This is a genomic window from Kaistella flava (ex Peng et al. 2021) (assembly GCF_015191005.1).
GTDB classification, from domain to species: Bacteria; Bacteroidota; Bacteroidia; order Flavobacteriales; family Weeksellaceae; genus Kaistella; species Kaistella flava.
Genome location: NZ_CP040442.1, coordinates 3,258,679 through 3,279,341, shown reverse-complemented (window position 1 = coordinate 3,279,341; position 20,663 = coordinate 3,258,679). Strand labels below are relative to the sequence as shown.

Annotated in this window: 17 protein-coding genes; 9 read left to right on the top strand and 8 right to left on the bottom strand. The window is 34.4% G+C overall.

Annotated features, from left to right (window positions below; all coding sequences use genetic code 11):
* The first annotated feature begins 188 nt into the window (after window positions 1-188).
* Both Q73A0000_RS14785 and Q73A0000_RS14780 read left to right on the top strand, forming a co-directional pair.
* Window positions 189-2,012 carry a GEVED domain-containing protein gene (locus Q73A0000_RS14785; protein WP_193811690.1) on the top strand — a complete coding sequence of 608 codons (1,824 nt, stop codon included), beginning with the start codon at window positions 189-191 and terminating at the stop codon, window positions 2,010-2,012.
* 55 nt (window positions 2,013-2,067) lie between these two features.
* Complete coding sequence (locus Q73A0000_RS14780; protein WP_193811689.1) at window positions 2,068-2,538, top strand: hypothetical protein; 471 nt, start codon at window positions 2,068-2,070, stop codon at window positions 2,536-2,538.
* Between the two features lie 7 nt (window positions 2,539-2,545).
* On the opposite strand, the gene ruvC is transcribed toward Q73A0000_RS14780, so the two are convergent.
* Entirely contained in the window at window positions 2,546-3,100 is a 555-nt protein-coding gene (gene ruvC / locus Q73A0000_RS14775) for a crossover junction endodeoxyribonuclease RuvC (protein WP_193811688.1), read from the bottom strand.
* Between the two features lie 98 nt (window positions 3,101-3,198).
* Here ruvC and Q73A0000_RS14770 point away from each other — a divergent pair, with 98 nt between their 5' ends.
* The 3 genes from Q73A0000_RS14770 to Q73A0000_RS14760 all read left to right on the top strand — a co-directional run bounded on the left by Q73A0000_RS14770 (window position 3,199) and on the right by Q73A0000_RS14760 (window position 7,975).
* Entirely contained in the window at window positions 3,199-3,687 is a 489-nt protein-coding gene (locus Q73A0000_RS14770; RefSeq protein WP_193811687.1) for a hypothetical protein, read from the top strand.
* A 3-nt stretch (window positions 3,688-3,690) separates the two neighbouring features.
* Complete coding sequence (locus tag Q73A0000_RS14765; protein WP_193811686.1) at window positions 3,691-5,055, top strand: M64 family metallopeptidase; 1,365 nt, start codon at window positions 3,691-3,693, stop codon at window positions 5,053-5,055.
* A 187-nt stretch (window positions 5,056-5,242) separates the two neighbouring features.
* The gene (locus Q73A0000_RS14760; protein WP_193811685.1) at window positions 5,243-7,975 is read left to right on the top strand and encodes a M16 family metallopeptidase; all 2,733 of its coding nucleotides are present in this window, start codon (window positions 5,243-5,245) and stop codon (window positions 7,973-7,975) included.
* A 70-nt stretch (window positions 7,976-8,045) separates the two neighbouring features.
* Here Q73A0000_RS14760 and Q73A0000_RS14755 read toward each other — a convergent pair whose 3' ends face one another.
* The 4 genes from Q73A0000_RS14755 to Q73A0000_RS14740 form a co-directional block, all read right to left on the bottom strand.
* Window positions 8,046-9,185: a serine hydrolase domain-containing protein gene (locus tag Q73A0000_RS14755; protein ID WP_193811684.1), complete on the bottom strand. Its 1,140-nt coding sequence runs from the start codon at window positions 9,183-9,185 to the stop codon at window positions 8,046-8,048.
* A 129-nt stretch (window positions 9,186-9,314) separates the two neighbouring features.
* Window positions 9,315-9,713 (bottom strand): GlcG/HbpS family heme-binding protein, encoded by a 399-nt coding sequence (locus Q73A0000_RS14750; RefSeq protein ID WP_193811683.1) that lies wholly within the window; start codon window positions 9,711-9,713, stop codon window positions 9,315-9,317.
* A gap of 400 nt (window positions 9,714-10,113) precedes the next feature.
* On the bottom strand, window positions 10,114-13,494 hold the full coding sequence (locus Q73A0000_RS14745) for a methylmalonyl-CoA mutase family protein (protein WP_193811682.1): 3,381 nt from the start codon (window positions 13,492-13,494) through the stop codon (window positions 10,114-10,116).
* A gap of 92 nt (window positions 13,495-13,586) precedes the next feature.
* Window positions 13,587-13,919: a hypothetical protein gene (locus tag Q73A0000_RS14740; protein ID WP_193811681.1), complete on the bottom strand. Its 333-nt coding sequence runs from the start codon at window positions 13,917-13,919 to the stop codon at window positions 13,587-13,589.
* A 240-nt stretch (window positions 13,920-14,159) separates the two neighbouring features.
* Between Q73A0000_RS14740 and Q73A0000_RS14735 the strand changes: the two genes are divergently transcribed.
* Window positions 14,160-14,495: a hypothetical protein gene (locus tag Q73A0000_RS14735; RefSeq protein ID WP_193811680.1), complete on the top strand. Its 336-nt coding sequence runs from the start codon at window positions 14,160-14,162 to the stop codon at window positions 14,493-14,495.
* A gap of 34 nt (window positions 14,496-14,529) precedes the next feature.
* On the opposite strand, the gene Q73A0000_RS14730 is transcribed toward Q73A0000_RS14735, so the two are convergent.
* Window positions 14,530-15,972, bottom strand: a complete 1,443-nt coding sequence (locus Q73A0000_RS14730; RefSeq protein WP_193811679.1) for a fibronectin type III domain-containing protein — start codon at window positions 15,970-15,972, stop codon at window positions 14,530-14,532.
* A gap of 278 nt (window positions 15,973-16,250) precedes the next feature.
* Here Q73A0000_RS14730 and rplM point away from each other — a divergent pair, with 278 nt between their 5' ends.
* From rplM to rpsB, 3 genes are all read left to right on the top strand, one after another.
* Window positions 16,251-16,706, top strand: a complete 456-nt coding sequence (gene rplM, locus Q73A0000_RS14725; protein ID WP_193811678.1) for a 50S ribosomal protein L13 — start codon at window positions 16,251-16,253, stop codon at window positions 16,704-16,706.
* Between the two features lie 5 nt (window positions 16,707-16,711).
* The gene (rpsI, locus tag Q73A0000_RS14720; RefSeq protein WP_193811677.1) at window positions 16,712-17,098 is read left to right on the top strand and encodes a 30S ribosomal protein S9; all 387 of its coding nucleotides are present in this window, start codon (window positions 16,712-16,714) and stop codon (window positions 17,096-17,098) included.
* A 162-nt stretch (window positions 17,099-17,260) separates the two neighbouring features.
* Window positions 17,261-18,028, top strand: coding sequence for a 30S ribosomal protein S2 (gene rpsB, locus Q73A0000_RS14715; protein ID WP_193811676.1), 768 nt, complete (start codon window positions 17,261-17,263; stop codon window positions 18,026-18,028).
* 292 nt (window positions 18,029-18,320) lie between these two features.
* On the opposite strand, the gene Q73A0000_RS14710 is transcribed toward rpsB, so the two are convergent.
* Window positions 18,321-19,715, bottom strand: a complete 1,395-nt coding sequence (locus Q73A0000_RS14710) for an IS4 family transposase (protein WP_193811675.1) — start codon at window positions 19,713-19,715, stop codon at window positions 18,321-18,323.
* 255 nt (window positions 19,716-19,970) lie between these two features.
* Window positions 19,971-20,663, bottom strand: coding sequence for a DUF6759 domain-containing protein (locus Q73A0000_RS14705; RefSeq protein ID WP_193811674.1), 693 nt, complete (start codon window positions 20,661-20,663; stop codon window positions 19,971-19,973).

Here is a 20,663-nt window from a genome sequence, read left to right as displayed (position 1 = left end):
TACTTTATACAATTGGTAGCAAAAAACAGAACAATGTTACAGATAGTATTAGGTTTAACACAATAACAAATAAAAATTTTGGCAATCATTATGAATCAGTATTAAACATTCTTAAATTTTGACATGACGTGCTCAAAAGCAGTAACTTAGTAGTCAAACTAAATATCTAATAACCAAAATCCTTAACCATGAAAAAGATTATTATCGTTGTAGCAATGATTTTTTCAATCGGAATTTTTGCTCAAACATGCGGATTTGATGAGGTTCAGAAAAACCTGGAACTCAAATATCCTGAAATTAAAAAGAACAGAGAACAGGCAGAAGCTAAACTTCTATCAACCGATGTGAAATCCTACCTTAACAAAATTGGAGCAACATCAAGAAACGGACTTTACACCGGAACTATTTATGAAATCCCCATTGTCGTCCATGTTATTACATCTTCCTCAGCTACTAATTCAAACCTTACCTTAACCGACAATCAAATTATTACCTGGGTAAACAATTGCAATAAAATGTTTGCAACCACTTACGGAAATGGATTTTTTCCGGAAGGTCCGGGAAGTCTTGATGGTAATGTAATTCCTATTAAATTGGTTTTAGCCAAAAGAACTCCGCAATGTACAGCCAGCACAGGAATCGTGCGCTACAATGGCAGCACAATTCCTGGATACGACCAATTTGGGGTGCAAAGAACCACCGCAAATGGTGTAACCACCGAGCAAATAAAAGCTTTAGCGCCACACTGGTCAGAAAATTCATACTTTAACATCTACGTTGTGATCGGTTTTGACGGAGATAAAACTACTTTTGGATTATTGGGCTGGGCTGGCTATCCAACAAACTCAGATGCCTTCTACGACAGCTTTATGAAGGTTACCGTTGTAACAAATAATAATGATGATACGTTGGCCCATGAATTTGGTCACGCCCTCGGACTCTTACATACTTTTGAAGGCGCGCCTTCATCACCAATCAGTAATCCTCCAACAGTTGCGGACTGTCCTATCAACAACAACTGTATCATCGATAATGATAAAGTCTGCGACACTTCTCCGTGCGCTAGTTTATTGAAGGTAAATCCTACACCAACCAATGCAGTTATTAATCCGTGCACCGGAACATTTTACGATGGCGTGCAGTATAACCTAATGAACTATACTTATTCACCAAGAAAATTTACTGCTGGCCAGAGAGATCGAGCACTTTCGATTTTTATGCAATACAGAGAAAATTTAATCAACTCTTTGGGCGGAACAGATCTCGGCACAAATCCAGGCGCGGGACCTTTAACTGCGGCAACTTGTATCCCAGTAGGAATCACAACTCCGGGTAATTTTGGGATGGGCCCAATCAATGTTTTACTTAGAAGTATTAATAATAGTTCTGATCCTTATAATCCGATGACTAATAAGTACTATGTAGATTACAGCACTCAAAACTGTTCGAGCAGTGCAGTCTATACAAATATCCCTACCTCAACACCAAGTGAGTTAAGTGTCAGTTTCGGAACCAATCCTCAGTTTATTAAAGCCTGGATCGATTATAACAATAATGGAATTTTCGAAACTTCAGAATTAATCGGTGCTTCGCCTAACAGAGTTCAACCCGAAGATTCTCCATATATCATTTTCTTTACTCCACCGGCAAATGCTGTTAAAGATATCTATTTAAGAATGAGGGTCATCGCAGATAATACCAACAATACCCCTTGCCAGAATTTAACTTACGGACAAGCAGAAGATTACTCAGTGAGAATAACAAACGGTTTGGCCACAGTGGAAAGTTCAAAAGATTCTGATTTAATTCATTATTCAAAATCTGAAAATAAGCTGTCACTAATCAACAAGATTAACAGCAAAGGTTTTGGAACCTATGAAATCTACGATATGTATGGCAACATCATACAGAAAGGAAATGCGAAAAGTGATATCATGATTGAGCAGGATCTTCCGAAAGGAACCTATATTGTTCATTATCAAAACACCTCCAAAAAATTTATTAATAATTAAATAACCTACGAAAGAGCCATTTTAAAAACATGGCTCTTTCTTTAGATAAAACGTCATGAAAAAAACTATTCTACTTTTTATTCTTGTTTCGTTCTTCTATCAATGCAGTTCTCAAAAGAAAGAACCAAATCCTCAACCAATGTTAGAAACAAGCAGTAGCGAACTACCGAATCAAAAATATTTTGTCGGCAAATGGTACAATACAGAAACCTATTATATCATCGGAAATAAGAAAAAACTTCAACCGCAGTCGAGTTGTCAATCGAATTCCTACTGGGATTTTACTATAGAAAATGAAGTTTTGAAACAATCAATATTCAGAGCAAAAGGCAAAAACTGTTCAGAGTTTATCTCGACGAATTATTGCACCGTCATTTTTACAGATAATGTGATGCAGTATTTTGTAGATGATGTGATGTATTCGGTTCATATAAAAGTGATCTCTGATCATAAATTTATCCTGATAACCAAAGATTTTATCGGCGACAAAAATGTGGATATCCAAAAAACGTACGAGAAAAAGTAAAAATTAACTATTTCAGCCGATCGGGATTTTGTTTTAGAAAACTGTCCCAACCCGTATATGATTTTTCCGAAGCCACGTTTCCGGAATTAAAATGGTGACAAACTGCAACTGCCAAACCATCGGACGCATCCAAATATTTCGTCGGGAATTCTTTTAAGTTTAAAAGATTCTTGAGCATTCCGGCAACCTGTTCTTTACTGGCATTTCCGTTTCCGGTGATGGCCATTTTTATTTTCTTTGGAGAATATTCGGTAATGGGAACATCACGGTGTAAAGAAGCTGCCATAGCAACGCCTTGAGCACGACCCAGCTTCAACATTGATTGAACATTCTTTCCGAAGAACGGTGCTTCAAGCGCAACCTCATCAGGATGATATTCATCAATTAAAGCCAAGGTTTTTTCAAAAATATATTTCAGTTTCGTTTCGTGATTGGGATATTTCTTTAGAATGAGTTCATGCATTGAAACCAATTCCATTTTATTTCCTTTCACCGAAATTATTCCGAAACCCATGATTGCTGTTCCCGGATCAATACCTAAAATTATTTTTTCTACTTGCACGCTACAAAAGTAAAATCTTTCCTTCAAACCAAAGAATAATAACTCTGTTTTTATAAAAATGTTCTAAATTTGACGCTAATCATTTTAAACAGCTGACAATGAAGATGTCTTTCTATTTTCAAATATTTATAGTTTCGATACTTTTACTCAATTGTGATTCGCAGACCTCCGTCGTAAAAGAAAACACTTCTATCCCAACAATAAAAAAAAGTGAAAACAATATCGTTTATCTTTTCTTTGAAATTGAAAAAACAGCGAGCGGAACGGAACAGGTTAAACATACCGATACGAAAACTACGGAAGGAATTTTGAAAATAGGTTCTGTCGAAAACAAAGAAAATCTTCCTGGAAATATCGCTGTTACTTTTTTAGCAAAAGACGGTAAAATTATTTCTGAACAAATTATCGAAGATCCATTAAACCCAATAATGGAAACCTATTCTGAGGAAGGTCTCAACCGTGAAAAATTAAAATTCCCAAAAGCAGAATTTAGTATAAGATTTAATCAGACTGGAGAAATCTCTTCAGTTCAACTCGAGAAAATTACTGCAAATTCCAAAAATCATTTAATTACGATAAAACTTTAATTCATGAAAAAAATTCTACTATTTTTAATCATCAGCCAATTGTGCTTCTCACAAGTCTTTGAAACAACCGCTATTTTTGAAAGTGGCTCCAGAGATAAAAGAATCAATATGGTTGTGTTAGGGGATGGATTTACAGCTGAACAACAAGCCGACTTCATTGCCAATGCAACAAGTTTAGTTAATTACGTTTTCTCGAAACAGCCTTATGCACAGTATAAAAATTATTTTAATGTTTATGCAATTAAAGTAATTTCCGCAGAATCAGGTGTTAAACACCCGGGAACGGCGACAGATGTTACCGAACCAATCATCACAGTTACGAACCCAAATAATTTTTTAGGAAGTTCTTTTGATGTCGGTGGAACGCACCGTTGTCTTTATTCTAACAGCACCAATAAAGTCACCAATGTTTTAGCAAGCAATGTTCCTGACTTTGATATCGCATTTATTTTAGGAAATTCAACTGAATATGGTGGTTGTGGCGGAACGTATGCTTTTCTTTCAAAACACTCACAAGCCAATGAAATTGTAGTGCATGAATTAGGACATTCATTTGGTAAATTAGCCGATGAATATTGGTTTTCTGGCTCAGGAGAATCTCCAAATAAAACTCAGAATAGCAATATTGCTTCCAACAAATGGAAAAACTGGAGTGGAACAAATGGCGTTGGAATCTATGCTTATGAGGAAAATCCAAACTGGTTCAGACCTCATCAAAATTGTGAAATGCGGTATTTAAACCGTGAATTCTGCTCAGTTTGCAAACAACAGTTGATTGAAAGAGTTCATTTTTTGCAAAATCCAATTGACTCATTTACGCCAAGTAATACTTCTGCGATTAACCTAACAGGTGAGCTTACTTTCTCTGTTAATGAAATCCTTCCTGTTCCAAATACTTTAGAAAATACTTGGTCTGTGAATGGATCTGCAATCAGCAACACTTCCAGTTCAGCTACTATTTCTCCTGAGACCTTTACCAATGGAGTGAATACTGTTCTTTTCTCTGTTGTGGACAAAAACAGTTTATTAAAGATTGATAATCATGAAGTTTTCCACGTTTCTACAATCAGTTGGACGGTCAACAAAACCCTTTCTGCAATTGATGTAAAAGCCAATCAACGAAATTTTCAAGTTTATCCCAATCCTGCAAAATCTCAGATTTTCATTAAGGACGAAACTAAAAATTTAAAAAACATCACGGTAGAAATTTACGATGCTACTGGTAGAAATTTAAAAAATCCACGCGTTCAAAATTTATCATCAACTGAGGTTTCCGTAAACGTTGACGGATTATTGCCACAAACTTATATCATTAAAGTATATGAGAATAAAGCCTTAATCCTGACTCAAAAAATTATTAAGGAATAAGTAATTTCTTTTTATTTAAAATCAATCCGGTGTCAAAAGCATCGGATTTTTTTATTACTCTAACATTAAACAAGGAATTTAATTACGTTAAACCACCCATTTTTAGGTTTCATCTGAAATAATACTATTCATAACATTATAAAACTAAAACATCTGCATAAATTTGATAGTAACTAAAACCAAACCGATGAAAGACTTAGCAATCCGCTTTTATTTAATTTTGGTCATTTTACTTTCCAATTTTATTTTAGCACAAAAATCCGAAGTACCAAAATTCTTGGGGAACACGGAAGGAATAAAAGAATATTCCTTAAAGAATGGCATGAAACTATTGCTAATAACAGATGGATCACAAAGTAATATGGTCGTTAATATCGTTTACAGTGTAGGTTCTAAAGATGAAGGATATGGCGAAAAAGGAATGGCACATTTGCTGGAACATATGCTTTTTAAAAGCACTAAAAACTTAGGTGATATTAAAAAACAATTATCTGATAAAGGAGGTGTTGCAAACGGTACAACCTACTTCGATCGAACAAATTATTTTGAAATCTTCCCATCTAATGATGAAAACCTAAAATGGGCAATTAATATGGAAGCAGACCGAATGATCAATGCGACCATTTTGCAAAGTGACTTAGATAAAGAGTTTTCAGTAGTAAGAAATGAATTTGAAATCGGTGAAAACAATCCATCGAGAGTAATGATGGATAAAGTGTATTCTACCGCTTATATATGGCACAACTACGGCAATTCTACGATTGGTAGCAAAGAAGATATCGAACGTGTGAAAGCTCCAACACTAAGAAAATTCTACGAAAAATATTATCAGCCAGACAATGCAACTTTAATTATTGCTGGAAAATTCGATGAAGCAAATGCCTTAAAATATGTTGCTGAAAATTTCTCAATCTTACCAAAACCGTCCAGAGATCTAGGCTCAACTTATACTGTAGAACCACCGCAAGATGGAGAAAAAACTGTAGAATTAAAACGTGCCGGTGAAAGTAAACTCATCGCTGCTGGTTATCACACCGTTGCTTTTGCAGATAAAGATTTTGCAGCTTTGGCAGCTTTAAATGAAATTTTGACCGCAAATCCATCTGGATATTTATATAAAAACTTAGTCGAGAAACAGAAAGTTTCTGCCATTTGGGGATATTCACCAGAAGTTAGAGATCCCGGTTTACTCTATTTTAATTTTGATGTACCAAAAGATAAAGATATTGACGTCACCAAAAATTTAGTAAAAACTGAACTGGATAAAATCTCGACGATCAACTATACTCAACAGGATTTAGCCAGAGCAAAATATAAACTTTTAAAACAAATTGACGATACCAAAAACAACACCATTAATTATGCAACGTATCTTACAGAAATAATTGGTGCAGGAAGTTATAAGCTTGCATTTTTATATCGCGATAATGTAGAAAACCTTTCTGTGGATGATCTTAAAAGAGTCGCAGAAAAATATTTCCGCAGTAATAATAGAACGATTGGCGTATTCATTCCTTCTCCCAATGAAACCAGAGTAAAACCTGCAGAGTTTCTCCCAAATCAAATTGCAAGTTTAACCGACAATTACAAAGGGAAAACTTTAGAAAAAGAACCTGCTCCTTTTGAAGCATCAATCGCTAATTTGAAGAAAAATCTAACGGAAGGTGTCCTTTCTAATGGAATGAAATACGGCTTAATCAATAAGGAAATTAAAGGTGACAAAGTAATGGCCACTTTTAAATTTAGAATGGGAAATGAAAAAGATCTGGCTGGCAAAAACGAAATTGGACAAATCACGGCCACACTTCTGAACACCGGAACAAAATCTAAAACAAAAGAAGAACTTCAGGATCGGCTGGACCAATTGAAATCTACAATCAATTTTAATATGTCTCCACAAACCTTAACTATTTCAGTGGAAAGCTATAAAACCAATTACCCCGAAGTGATGGACATTTTAAAAGACGTGCTCACTAATTCAACTTTTCCACAAAATGAAGTAAACAATAAAATAACAGAAATAAACACTGATTTAGAATCTAAATTAAAAGATCCAGTGAAATTGACTATTATTGAATTAGCCCGTACATCTACCTCCTATCCTAAAAAAAGTATTTTCTATACCGGAACTTTACAGGAAACAATCGACAATAATAAAAAGGTGACCAGAAATCAAATCTTCAATTATTACCAAAATATTTTGGGCGCAGATAAAGCGGTCGGAACAGTTATCGGAAATGTAGATCCTAAAATTGCTGTAGCCTCTTTAGAAAATACTTTCGGAAAGTTGACTTCTAAATCAAAATATGAAGAATTAAAACCGACCTATTTTGAGACACAAAAATCGATGAAAAACATACTGACTCCGGATAAGGAAAATGCTGCGGCCTCAGGTGTTTATAATTTCAGAATGAACCAGAAAAGTGAAGATTATCCAGCCTTTGTCTTGGCCAATGAAATTTTGGGAAGCGGCGGTTTTCTCACGGCAAGAATTCCGGCTCGATTGAGGGAAAAAGAGGGAATCAGTTACGGTGCGGGATCCTATTTGACGATCCCGATTTCTAATGATGTTGCGACTTGGGGATTTTATTCCCTTTATAATCCAACGAAAAGAGATGCGGTAGAAAATGCCATTAATGAGGAAATTAATAAAGCAGTTAAAGATGGCGTTACGGAGAAAGAACTGGCGGATAATAAAAAGATCTACGCCAATCTTCAAAAAACGATGCTGGGAATGGATGAGTCACTCGTTGATCTAGTTAATAACAAATTGCAGTTCGATCTTCCACTGGATGATTATGATAGCTTGAATGATAAGATTCAAGGTTTGCAAGTAGATGACATCAACAATGTTCTCAAAAAATATTTTGGTTCAGATAATATCATCTCTGTTTATGCGGGAGATTTTAATAAAAAATAATATTCGAAAGTATTTATTTAAAATCCGATGCATTTTTGTATCGGATTTTTCTTTATTAAAGTAAATGTGATTATTCTGAAACACTTGAATTAATCATCTCTTTATGCAAATCAATTACCGTATTTTGAACGGCGTCTGTAATTTTTTTGATCTCTTTATGTGGATTGAAAACCGCGTTTTTACCATTCATTTCATTTGCAATATTTGATAATATGATAACCGAAGTCTGACTTTCAGGATAATAAATTAAAAGCGACGGCGAGCCTTGAACATATCCGGTATGGAAGTAAGAAAGTGGTTTTCCCACATTCATCATGATCCCAAAACCGTAACCCATTTTTCCAAGGATCTGATGATTCCGATCTGCAGATTTTTCGGTCAATTTTTTTAAAGATTCCGGTTTTAAAATCTTTCCTTCATATAAAGCTGTATTCCAGCGGTGCAAATCATTGATAGTTGATAAAATACCGCCTGCAGGAACGCTGATAGAATTACCGGCAAGTCGTTTCGGCATATTTTCTACTTCATGAAAGTTTTTAGAATTTCCTGTAAAAGCACTGGCAAAATTTTTTCCGTGAAAGGAACTGGCAGTATAAGAGTTTTTCATTCCCGCTTTTTCAAAAAGTTGTTTTACATTTTCATCATAAGATTTCCCTGAAACATTCTCGATAATTTGTCCCAGCAAGCGAAAGCCTTTATTTGAATAATGAAAATCTTTTCCTGGTTCAGATAATAAACCATTACCGAAATCACTGATTCCTGAAGTGTGATTTAACAATTCCTTAATGGTAATATTTTTGAATTGATTGGCTTGAAAATCTGTTAAGTATTTTGAAACTTTATCTTCCGTATTTAATTTTCCTAAATCTTCCTGTAATAAAATTAAAACTGCGGTAAACTGTTTACTCACTGAAGCAATCGCAAAAACAGAACTGCTGTCGAGTTTTTTCTTTTTTCTAAAATCTTCAAACCCATTTTCTTTCTGATATAAAACCTCATCATTTTTAATGATCGCCACGGAACCATTAAATTGATATTTTGAAAAAACAGAATCGATTTGTTGAGTCAGTAATTTCTTTTGAAACCGATTGATTGTACTATCGATTATGATATTTCGATCGTTAGTTTTTTCAACGATTATATCCGCCTCTGACTTGCAAGAAAAGTTTAAAGTAAGAATCAGTAAAAATAAAAGAGATTTAATATTCATAGAAAATGGTCTAAGTATTCAAATATAAAGAATGAAAAACAAATTGAAGACTTGCTTACCGTTGAAATAGAAATAAAAAAAATCCCCCAAAAACATTTGAGAGATTTTAGATTTTTATCTTGAAGTCAATTACAAAGCAGCTGCGCCGGCTTCGGCTACGGCATGGTCATTTTCTACCGCACTTCCACTTACACCGATTGCACCAATAATTTCACCTTCAGCATTTTTCACTAAAACTCCACCTGGAAAAGTAATTAAACCTCCGTTTGAATGCTCAATATTATAAAGTGACCCTCCAGGTTGAGAAAGTTTTCCAATCTCTCCGGAATTCATATCGAAGAATCTAGCAGTTTTAGCTTTCTTAATGGAGATATCCAAAGAGCCCAACCAAGCGCCATCCATTCTAGCAAAAGCTACTAAATTGGCTCCGGCATCTACCACAGCGATATTCATTTTACAATTGATCGACAATGCTTTTTCTTGTGCTGCTGAAATTAATTTCTCAGCTTGTGATAAGGTAATATTCATTTTTTTAAATTTTTTATTTGTTTCAATATAAGCCTTTTATAAAGTATAAAAAAAACCATCAAAGCTTTAGAAATTTTGATGGTCATCATTATTGATTAGTATTCTTCCTTCGATTCACTTACTTCTCACAAGTGCAACCTTTGCAAGTGCAGTTGGGACAAGTACATTTTTTACAGTCACCTGATTTGCAAGCTTCGCAAGGACAGGTACAATTCGTATTTTCCATAATGTGCTGTTTAATTAAGATTAAAGATAAAAAATATTTTTAAGAGAACAGATGTAATATCTTGATTTAACGCAATTTAACACCGTTAAAAAATCTATAAAAAAAACCGTGTCAAGGTTTAAAACCTTGACACGGTTGATAAATAGTTAAAATTTAAAGCTTTAAATAACTCGTTTACATATTTCGTCGATACATTCCACCTACTTCAAACAAAGAGTTGGTGATTTGTCCAAGTGAACAATACTTCACTGCTTCCATCATTTTTTCAAATAAATTTTCCTGGTTGATGGCTGCGATTTGTAAATCATTTAAAATCTGCTCGCTTTTATCAGCATGTGATTTCTGGAAGTTTTCCAGATTCTGAATCTGCAATTGTTTTTCTTCTTCAGTCGAACGGATAACTTCTCTTGGTAAAACCGTTGGCGAACCATCTTTTCCTAAGAACGTATTCACACCGATAATCGGAAATTCGCCGGTATGTTTCAGCATTTCGTAATGCATACTTTCCTCTTGAATTTTTGAACGTTGATACATGGTTTCCATTGCACCAAGAACACCACCCCTTTCGGTGATACGGTCGAATTCGGTGTAAACTGCTTCTTCTACTAAATCTGTTAATTCTTCAATAATAAACGAACCTTGCAATGGATTTTCGTTTTTCGCTAAACCTAATTCTTTATTAATGATCAACTGAATCGCCATTGCTCTTCTCACTGAATCTTCAGTCGGAGTGGTAATTGCTTCATCATAAGCATTGGTATGCAAAGAGTTACAGTTGTCGTAAATCGCATACAATGCCTGCAATGTTGTTCTGATATCATTGAAGTCAATTTCCTGTGCATGTAAAGATCTTCCAGAAGTTTGAATATGGTATTTCAACATTTGAGATCTTTCGTTGGCATGGTATTTCAGCTTCATTGCTTTTGCCCAAATTCTACGTGCTACTCTACCGATTACGGCATATTCCGGATCTAATCCGTTGGAGAAGAAGAAAGATAAATTCGGAGCGAAATCATTGATATTCATTCCGCGGCTCAAATAATATTCTACATAAGTGAATCCATTTGCCAAAGTAAATGCCAACTGAGAAATCGGATTTGCGCCCGCTTCTGCAATATGGTAACCGGAAATAGAAACGGAATAAAAGTTTCTTACTTTTTGGTCTATGAAATATTGCTGAACATCTCCCATTAATCTCAAAGCAAATTCCGTAGAGAAAATACAAGTATTTTGTGCTTGGTCTTCTTTTAAAATATCTGCCTGAACCGTTCCACGAACAGTTGCAATCGTTTCAGCTTTAATTTTATTATACGTTTCAGCATCGATCACTTCGTCGCCCGTAATTCCTAATAATTTTAAACCTAAACCATTATTTCCATTTGGAAGGTCGCCTTCATAACCAGGTCTTTTCAAACCTTTGTCATCGAATTTTGCTTTTAATTTTGCTTCAACTGCTTCCCAAAGATTATTCTCTGTTAAATATTTCTCAACATTTTGATCGATGGCAGCATTCATGAAAAACGCTAAAATCATTGGTGCAGGTCCATTAATGGTCATTGAAACCGAAGTCATCGCATTCACCAAATCAAAACCTGAATACAATTTTTTGGCATCATCTAATGTTGCAATTGAAACTCCAGCATTTCCGATTTTACCATAAATATCTGGTGGGAAAGCCGGATCTTGACCGTATAAAGTTACCGAGTCAAAAGCGGTAGATAATCTTTTCGCATCCATATCTGCGGAAACATAATGGAATCTTCTGTTCGTTCTTTCCGGTCCACCTTCACCGGCAAACATACGAGTTGGATCTTCACCAGTTCTTTTAAAAGGGAATAATCCTGCGGTATAAGGAAACTGTCCAGGAACATTTTCCTGACCTTTCCAACGCAACAAATCTCCCCAATCCTGAAACTTCGGTAAAGAAAGTTTTGGAATTTTTAAATGGGATAAAGATTCATATTTGGTTTCTACTTTAATTTCTTTTCCGCGAACGAAATAGGAATAAGCGTCTCCCGACATTTCTTCTTTGAAATGTTTCCATCCTTTTAGAAAAGCGATATTTTCTTCAGAAAGTTCTTTTTTCGTCTTAAGGAAAACTTTTTCTAATTTATCAGAGGTATGCTGATCATCAGTGATTAAAACTCTTGCTCCTTCTAATAAATACATTCTCTTTGCAATCAATGCCTGATTTTCAACCTCTTTATCGTACTCATGATTTGACTCAACAATTTCAGAAAGGTAACGAACACGCTTAGAAGGAATTACAGTAATATCATCAGAAACATTTTGCTCTACAAACTCTTTAAATTTCGGAGCATTTTCGCCCTGAGTTTTTTCTAAAGTTTCGTTTACTTTATTAATTAAAGCATTGTATAATTCAGTGGTTCCATAATCATTAAACTGACTTGCTTTCGTAGAAAACACTGGCATTTCTTCCAACGTTTTATCAAAAGCGGTATGATTTCTTTGGTATGTTTTTCGAACGGCTTGAAGTGCATCTAATGCTCCACGTTTATCCGATTTATTTAAAGCAATCAAATCCGCATAATCCAACATATCGATTTTTTCCAGTTGTGTAGAAGCTCCATATTCTGGCGTCATTACGTACATCGAAACATCGGCGATATCTGTAATTTCAGAACCTGATTGTCCGATTCCTGAAGTCTCCAAAATGATGACATCAGGTTTTGCTAATTTTAAAATATTTAAAGCGGAATGAATATAAGGCGAAACGGAAACATTATTTTCACGAGTCGCCATCGAACGCATATAAACACGCGGATCATTAATGGAGTTCATTCGGATTCTATCTCCTAATAAAGCTCCACCCGTTTTCTTTTTAGAAGGATCTACGGAAACAATTGCAATCTTTTGATCTGGATTTGAACGTAAAAAACGACGAACTAATTCATCCGTTAATGACGACTTCCCTGCTCCACCAGTTCCGGTGATTCCGATAATTGGAATTTTAGAATCTTTTGCTTGTTCGTCGATTGCTTTTACCAATTCCGGTTTTTCATCGGAGAAATTTTCTACGGCTGAAATAACTTCGGCTATGGATTTAGAATCTTCAAATTTAATTTTATCTAAATCTGAAACTTCAATATGTTCTCCGGTTGCGAAGTCGGATCTTTGCACCAAATCATTGATCATTCCCTGCAATCCCATTTCACGGCCATCATCTGGAGAATAAATTCGGTCAATTCCGTATTCCATTAATGCTCTGATTTCTTCGGGAAGAATTACGCCGCCACCACCACCAAAAATCTTGATTTGAGGTGCGCCTTTTTGACGAAGAAGATCGTAGATATATTTAAAATATTCGTTGTGACCACCTTGATAAGAAGTTAAAGCGATTGCATTTGCATCTTCCTGAATAGCACAATCCACCACTTCTTCCGCAGATTTATCGTGACCGAGATGAATAACTTCAGCACCTGTCGCCTGAATCATTCTTCTCATAATATTAATAGCAGCGTCGTGTCCATCAAATAAAGAAGCAGCAGTAACCACTCTCACTTTATTTTTTGGGGTATATTTTTCTTGATTCATAATATAATTTCGATTGTTCCAAAGATAAGGTTTTTTGGAATTTTAGAAAAAGAAAACCCTTTCCGTTTATTGAAAGGGTTTGAATTAAAAAGTTATTGCTTTTTTAAAGTCCATGTTCCGGAGTTTCCTTCGTCTATTTTCCACGTGCCGGAATAGGTGTTTTCTGGATTACTTTTTACATTGCCTAAAACGGTAAAGCCAGAAATGCGAGATATTACTTTATTGAAAGATGAACCAATCATTCCGCCTTCAAATGTTTCATTGAAAGAATTCGTCGTAGAAAATCTTTTGACTTCAACAAAATCTTTTGTAGAAATTTCTACTCGAAGCGTTCCTTGATCTGAACCAATGTAAGTTCCAACATAAATTCCTTTATAAGGAGAAACATAATTTTCTTCTGCCTTTCTTTCCCAATAATTGTCCATTATTTGCTGGCAAGAAGAGAGTGTGAACAAAAAAAGCAACAAAATAAATCTATAAATCTTCATCTGTGTTTTTAACAAATATAAATCTACTTGAGAAATCTGACAATAGAAAAAAAACTACATTTTTAAACTTGGTGAAAAAGTTTATGAAATGAATAAAAATCTATATAACTAAAGACTGTATTTTAAAAATTGGCTACACTTTAAAAATAGCTATTTTTGCACAAAATTTATTACAAAATGCAAAAAGCAATCCTCTATTTATTCGCCGGAACCGCCATCAGTTTTTTATTAAATTACTTTCTCTTGGGAAGTCAAGGCTGGGAACTGGATTTATATTACGGATTTGCTTTTGGTTTGGCTTGGGGAACGGCGTACTTTTTAGATGATGAAAAATTCGCACTTCCACAGAAATTAGCCTATTCTTTTATATCAATGGGAGCTTTAATTATCATTGGTCTACTTCTCTTTAATTTAGAGTTAGCCGTTCCATCAATCATTAAATTCTCAATGGTGTTTGTTGCTTACTATGTACTTGCGAGTTTTAGAAAAACGAAATCTTTAAGGAAGCAATAATTACTTATCATATAGAATCTCAACTTTCAAGATTTTAAAAATTTCCGTCCGGATCGGTTTTTATTATCATAATTTTTTCACCAGAATTATTTCCACAAACCAGTGTTAGGCGAAAACCTTGATCATTTTCAATTACTGCATCCATAACCGAAGTGTAATCAAGAGATGCGTTATAGTATTTCTTCCAAATGGTATTTCCGTTAGAGTCGGTTAGAAAATAAAAAGAAGTACTACTTTCTTTTCCAACAAATAAAATATTGCCAGCTGAAGTTTCAGAAACAGAGAAAAAGATATTATAAGGAGCGAAATAGCTGTTATAAATTGTCTTTGCCCATAACTCTTGGCCTGATTTATCAATTTCTATTATCTTTTTACCACTGCTTAGTAGATAATTACCATTTTTTCTTTTGATTAGTTGATGTGATAGGTTTATCTCATTATTGTAAAATGTCTTTTCAGAAATAGGACGACCTTCTGTATCTGCTTTCAACAAATAAAAAACATGCCTTACCATATTGGAACTAACATCGCGACCGGAAATGTCGATATCGCCAAAAATTACAAGTTGATTATCTTGTATATCAGCATCGACAAACCTAAGATATTCTGAGTTTTCACCAGTTTCCGTAATACCGGACAAATATTGTTTCTCCCAAATCTTCACACCATCTTTTGTTAGTTTAGTGACAATTCCTTTTTCACTGACTTCATTAGTGCGGTCAGCTAATGTGCCCACTGCATAAATATTATCCTCGGAATCTATTACGAAAGCATTGATTGTAGAATCACCATAACCATTGTCATAAGTACTTATTCTGTTTTTCCATTTTAAATTACCATTCAAGTCAAGTTTCGCAACAGTATAACAAGCAGTAAGAATAATTTCTCCTTTACTTTCTTTCATCTTAAAAGTCTCCGGAGAACTTTCTCCCTGGATATCATAATTTTTTTTCCATATTTCGTTACCTTCATAATCAACTTTCATTAAAAAAACAGAAAAGCCTTCATGTAAATATACGTGTCCACCGACCAGATAACTACCGTCTGAAAGTTTAAGAATTTTTTGCTCAAAGCAAAAAGTGCGTTCAATGCCAGGTAAAATGTAATCCTTAACAAAGGTTAGATAATACTTTTTAGTTTGGAAAGAAAATGTGGTAACCGTAATGTTTTTATGACTATCAGTTACAATAATCTTCCCACTATAGCTTTTTAGTTCTTCTAAATTCTTCAAATGACAATTTATATCCGTTGAATTTTCAACGATTATTTTCCCGTCTAGTTCAATCGTATATTTCACTTCATCACCTTCGGGATCTGATGCTTTTTCCCAAGATATAAATGCAGAATCATGAGAAATGTTCTCAATTTTAAATTTTACTTGAGACGGAGGTTGATTATTTCCTTTACTAGGAATTTCTTCTCTATCAGAACACGAAATAATAGCGCATAACATTATAAACAAATAGAATATTTTCATATTTTTTTTTAGAAATTCAAAACTATGAATATATTTGTTAAAGATTCTTAAAAAAGCATAAAAAGCTTTACTACATCAAAACAAGTAGCTTTTTACGGTCTATTAATCAATAATATCAAAACATTTAGTATAAAAACGACTGTAGAAATTCTTAATAAAATAATGAATTTCAAATGCTTGGCAAAAATTTCAAGAAAATATTTCCATATAGAAAAAAAATCGCTACCTTTGCACACCCGTTTTGGGGAAAATTATGTTTAATCGTAAACGAAAAAAGTGTGAATACATTAAGTTACAAAACCGTTTCAGCTAACAAAGCTACTGCAAATAAAGAATGGGTTGTGGTAGACGCTGAAGGACAACCTTTAGGAAGATTAGCTTCTAAGGTTGCAAAGATTTTGAGAGGTAAGCACAAAACGAATTTTACACCTCACGCAGATTGCGGAGATAATGTAATCGTTTTGAATGCAGGGAAAGTGACCCTTTCCGGAAACAAGTGGGCTGACAAAACTTACATTTGGCATACTGGTTATCCAGGTGGTCAAAAGTCAATGACTGCGCTCGAACTTCAAAAGAAAGACTCTTTGAAAGTATTGGAAAAATCTGTAAAAGGTATGCTTCCAAAAACTAGATTAGGATCTCAATTGTTTAAGAACCTTTATTTATATGAAGGAACTGACCACAAACATGAAGCTCAGACGCCAAAAGTAATTAATATTAACGAATTCAAATAATTAATATGTCAATAGTTCATAAAATTGGAAGAAGAAAAACTTCTGTTGCAAGAGTTTATGTGAGACCAGGTTCTGGTGTTATCACAATAAACAAAAAGGATTCTAAGGAATACTTCGGAACTGACGTTTTAGTTTACAAAGTGAATCAACCATTTTTGTTAACAGAAACAGTAGCGCAATATGACGTAACTGTAAATGTTTTCGGTGGTGGAATTACAGGTCAGGCTGAAGCTATCAGACTAGCTATTTCTAGAGCATTGTGCGAAATTAATGAAGAACACAGATTGCTTCTAAAACCACACGGATTGCTTACTAGAGATGCAAGAATGGTGGAAAGAAAAAAACCAGGTCAGAAAAAAGCAAGAAAGAAATTCCAATTCTCGAAACGTTAATCTGGAAACAGAAAACGACTGGAGATCAAGTTGGAGATTTTTTATCTCGTATTTATTATCTAATCAAAAATGCCCCGTTAGTTTAGCACCCAAACATTTCTCCCATCAAAGAAATTGTTGATTGCACAAATGCGGAACGTAAACTAAAAACAAAAAAGAGACATGGCAAAAGCAAATGTTAAAGACCTTTTAGAGGCAGGAGTACACTTTGGTCACATGACCAGAAAGTGGAATCCAAATATGGCTCCATACATTTTTATGGAGAAAAACGGTATTCACATCGTAGACTTACATAAAACAGCTGTGAAATTGGACGAAGCTTGTTTAGCTTTAGAAAAAATCACTTCTGCAGGTAAAAAAGTTCTTTTCGTTGCTACTAAAAAGCAAGCGAAAGAAGTTGTAGCAAAATATGCAGCTGAACTTAACATGCCTTATATTACTGAAAGATGGCCTGGAGGAATGTTAACAAACTTTGTTACCATCCGTAAAGCGGTTAAGAAAATGAACCACATTGATAAAATGAAGAAAGATGGTACTTTCGAAACTTTATCTAAAAAAGAAAGACTACAAGTTGATCGTCAAAGAGCTAACTTGGAGAAAAATTTAGGTTCAATTTCTGACATGGTTCGTCTTCCATCAGCACTTTTTGTTGTTGATATTATGAAAGAACACATTGCTATTACTGAGGCTAAAAAATTGGGAATTCCAATTTTCGCAATCGTAGATACTAACTCTGATCCAAGAAAAGTGGAATACGTGATTCCTGGAAATGATGATGCATCTAAATCTATTGATATGATCTTGAGCATTGTTTCATCTTCTATCAAAGACGGTTTGTCTCAAAGAAAAGCAGATAAAGAAAAATCTAAAGAAGAAGGAGAAAAAGCTTCAGCTGATGCTGATGTAGATTTCGATTCTGCTGCAGAATAAGATCTTATCTTACCATAAAAAAAGGTTCAGAATTAATTTTCTGAACCTTTTTTTATGTCTTGGTAAAATTTATTTCAATCCTCTTAGGATCAATCGTAAGGCTTTGGAATTATTTAATAAAAACCTACGATTCATTACAGTATGAATCTATTTATATTATAGCTTTAGACTGATTAAAGTGATTTCTGTATTACTGAAAATATAGATTTTTCTGTGGTAAGAAGAAACAACTGAAGTTATAGCCCCGATGGGAGCGGCATCCCCGCCTTGGCCTAATCTTTATACACAAATCCTAATCATCAGAAAACATTAAAAAACCTTCATATTGTTGGTGATATCTATCTAACCCATTTTTTATTGTTATATAACCTGGAGGACCTTGCGATTTGTATCCTGTCCAACCACCGATACGAGCAATTATCCACGTGATCCAAGCTAGCGTTTGTTCGTTGTATGGATTTTTTTGTTTTTGAGTTTGCCCTTCTATTTTTCTATTCACTTTCTCTAAAAACTTGATTTCATTGCTATTAAATAGATTGTCTTGTTTTTGATTCACTTCATTTAATGATAGCTTTAGACGCATAACTTGCAGAGCAACTTCTAATGTCATGGCAAGTAATTTTTTGAGTTTAAAACCATCTCCAAGCTGACTTGATTCGATTTCAAATCCTTTCGTTTTAATAACTCTAAAAAGTTCCTCGATTAACCAACGTTTCTTATACCAATTAATGCATTCGATGGCTTTTTCTAAATTCTCAATTTTATGTGTCGTTAGTAACTTCCAAGAAATCCCAACTTCATTGGTCGGAATCGTTGATGGATTTTCAGTTGCTTCAATTACATAAATTTCAATATTTTTTTGAGAAACGTTTAATCTGGTTGGTGCACAAATTTTAGCTTTTGTAAATTTCACATCTATTAAAGCTGTTCGTTTTTTTCGATTCTTTTGTCCGGTAATCTCAACTTCCACACTTCCTGCAACAATAGTGTTATCAAGTAAATTGTAGAGCTTTTTATGTTCTCCAACTATGTTTCTATCACATCTAGAGCGAATTAGCAGATTGGTTCTTTCATCGGGAACCCGATCAAAGTCTTCATAAATATCATTCTCGCGATCTCCAATAATAGTAACTTTAACATTCTCAGGGAGTAATTCTTTTGTTTCAATAGAGGACTTAATCCATCGATAGGATTCCTTTTCTTCAATATCTATCTGGTTGTACTTTCGTTCTTTTTTATCTGGTTGTCCCCAAGTACGATTATAAATCTGAACTGATGAAAAACCAATTAGCGAGTTTAAAATCGGGTTTACAATAAGCATTGGGTGACAAAAAAAGCCAGCAATCTTAGATGAACCTGTTGGTCCAATGTCAGGATCATCAGGTCCTAATTTAGACTTCAATCCCCCATAATTAAACTCTGTAGTATCCTGAATAGCCAAAACATGGTCGGTATCCATATTGGACAAGCAAAGTTTAAATGACCCTTCTAAAAGGTCGTCATGTGAAAATCGTGTATTTGAAAGCATTCTATAAAATCCGATTTTTTCTGTGTGTAAACTCGACAATCGATTCACAATCGAACTGCCTAAAGTTAACATTTTATTCATGGAGAATTCAATTCTTTTTTGGATTCGAACATCGGGTACTTTTACAGTGTAAATGGCTGAACAACAGGTGTTTTGCATCCTTAAAGATACGAAACAACAAGGTGAAAAACAAGCTTAATCACTTGATTTACAGAGATTTAAATCCTCAGTTACCGGCAAAAAGATGTGTATAAAGATTAGCGCCTTGGCGGGATACAGCGGACAGCGGGACGGGTTTTGGAAGAAGCGAAAATTTTAGTGCTTCTTATTAAGAGTCTAATTATTAGAATTTTTCTCAACTATCGTCTTATCATTTTCTTCCGCAAGATTTGAGACAGCTCCTCCACTTACAGCTTAATTAGAAACTCCATCTGTATTAGAACCCATCTTTTCGCCATAAGATGTGTTAGATGTCTTATTTAGCGTGACAAGCATATTCTTGCCAATGCTCTTGGTTGAATTATATGTTGCTTCACACATATTACCAGATAATTGGTAATCTCCTTTTTTTACTGTTAAAAAATTCTCACCATGCGCAGGAACTGCAAGATTATAAAATTCTTTTCCTTGAATCCTTACAATCATATTACAGTCACCCGTATTTTTAATTAAAAGAATGGCCTGCTCATTAGAAATATCATTATCAAAAAGTTGATTTAATAATTTCACGGTCTTCTCCTTGTGCGTTGCGGATGTCTCGGAAATCAGCTTTCGAAATTCCTGTTCTTCGCTGCCAGTTCTATTAACAGAACCTGATGGTTTATTCCCTGATAACTTTACTGTTTTTGCATAATAACTCGTAGGATTTACCGGAACAGCTTTAATTGCTGTATTTGTAGATCTGCTGTTATTTATTGATTTATCGCCCTTAAGAATAACTATTTTTCGTTTCAATATCACTATTCTGGAATCATTGGGATTCGCCTCTTTTACGAAACTTTCTATTTCGTTGATATTGGTACTATTTAGGATATTACTATATTTTTTCTGGGCAGAAATTGAAATACTTGTTAATAATATCGAAACTACAAAAACCGTTTTCTTCAT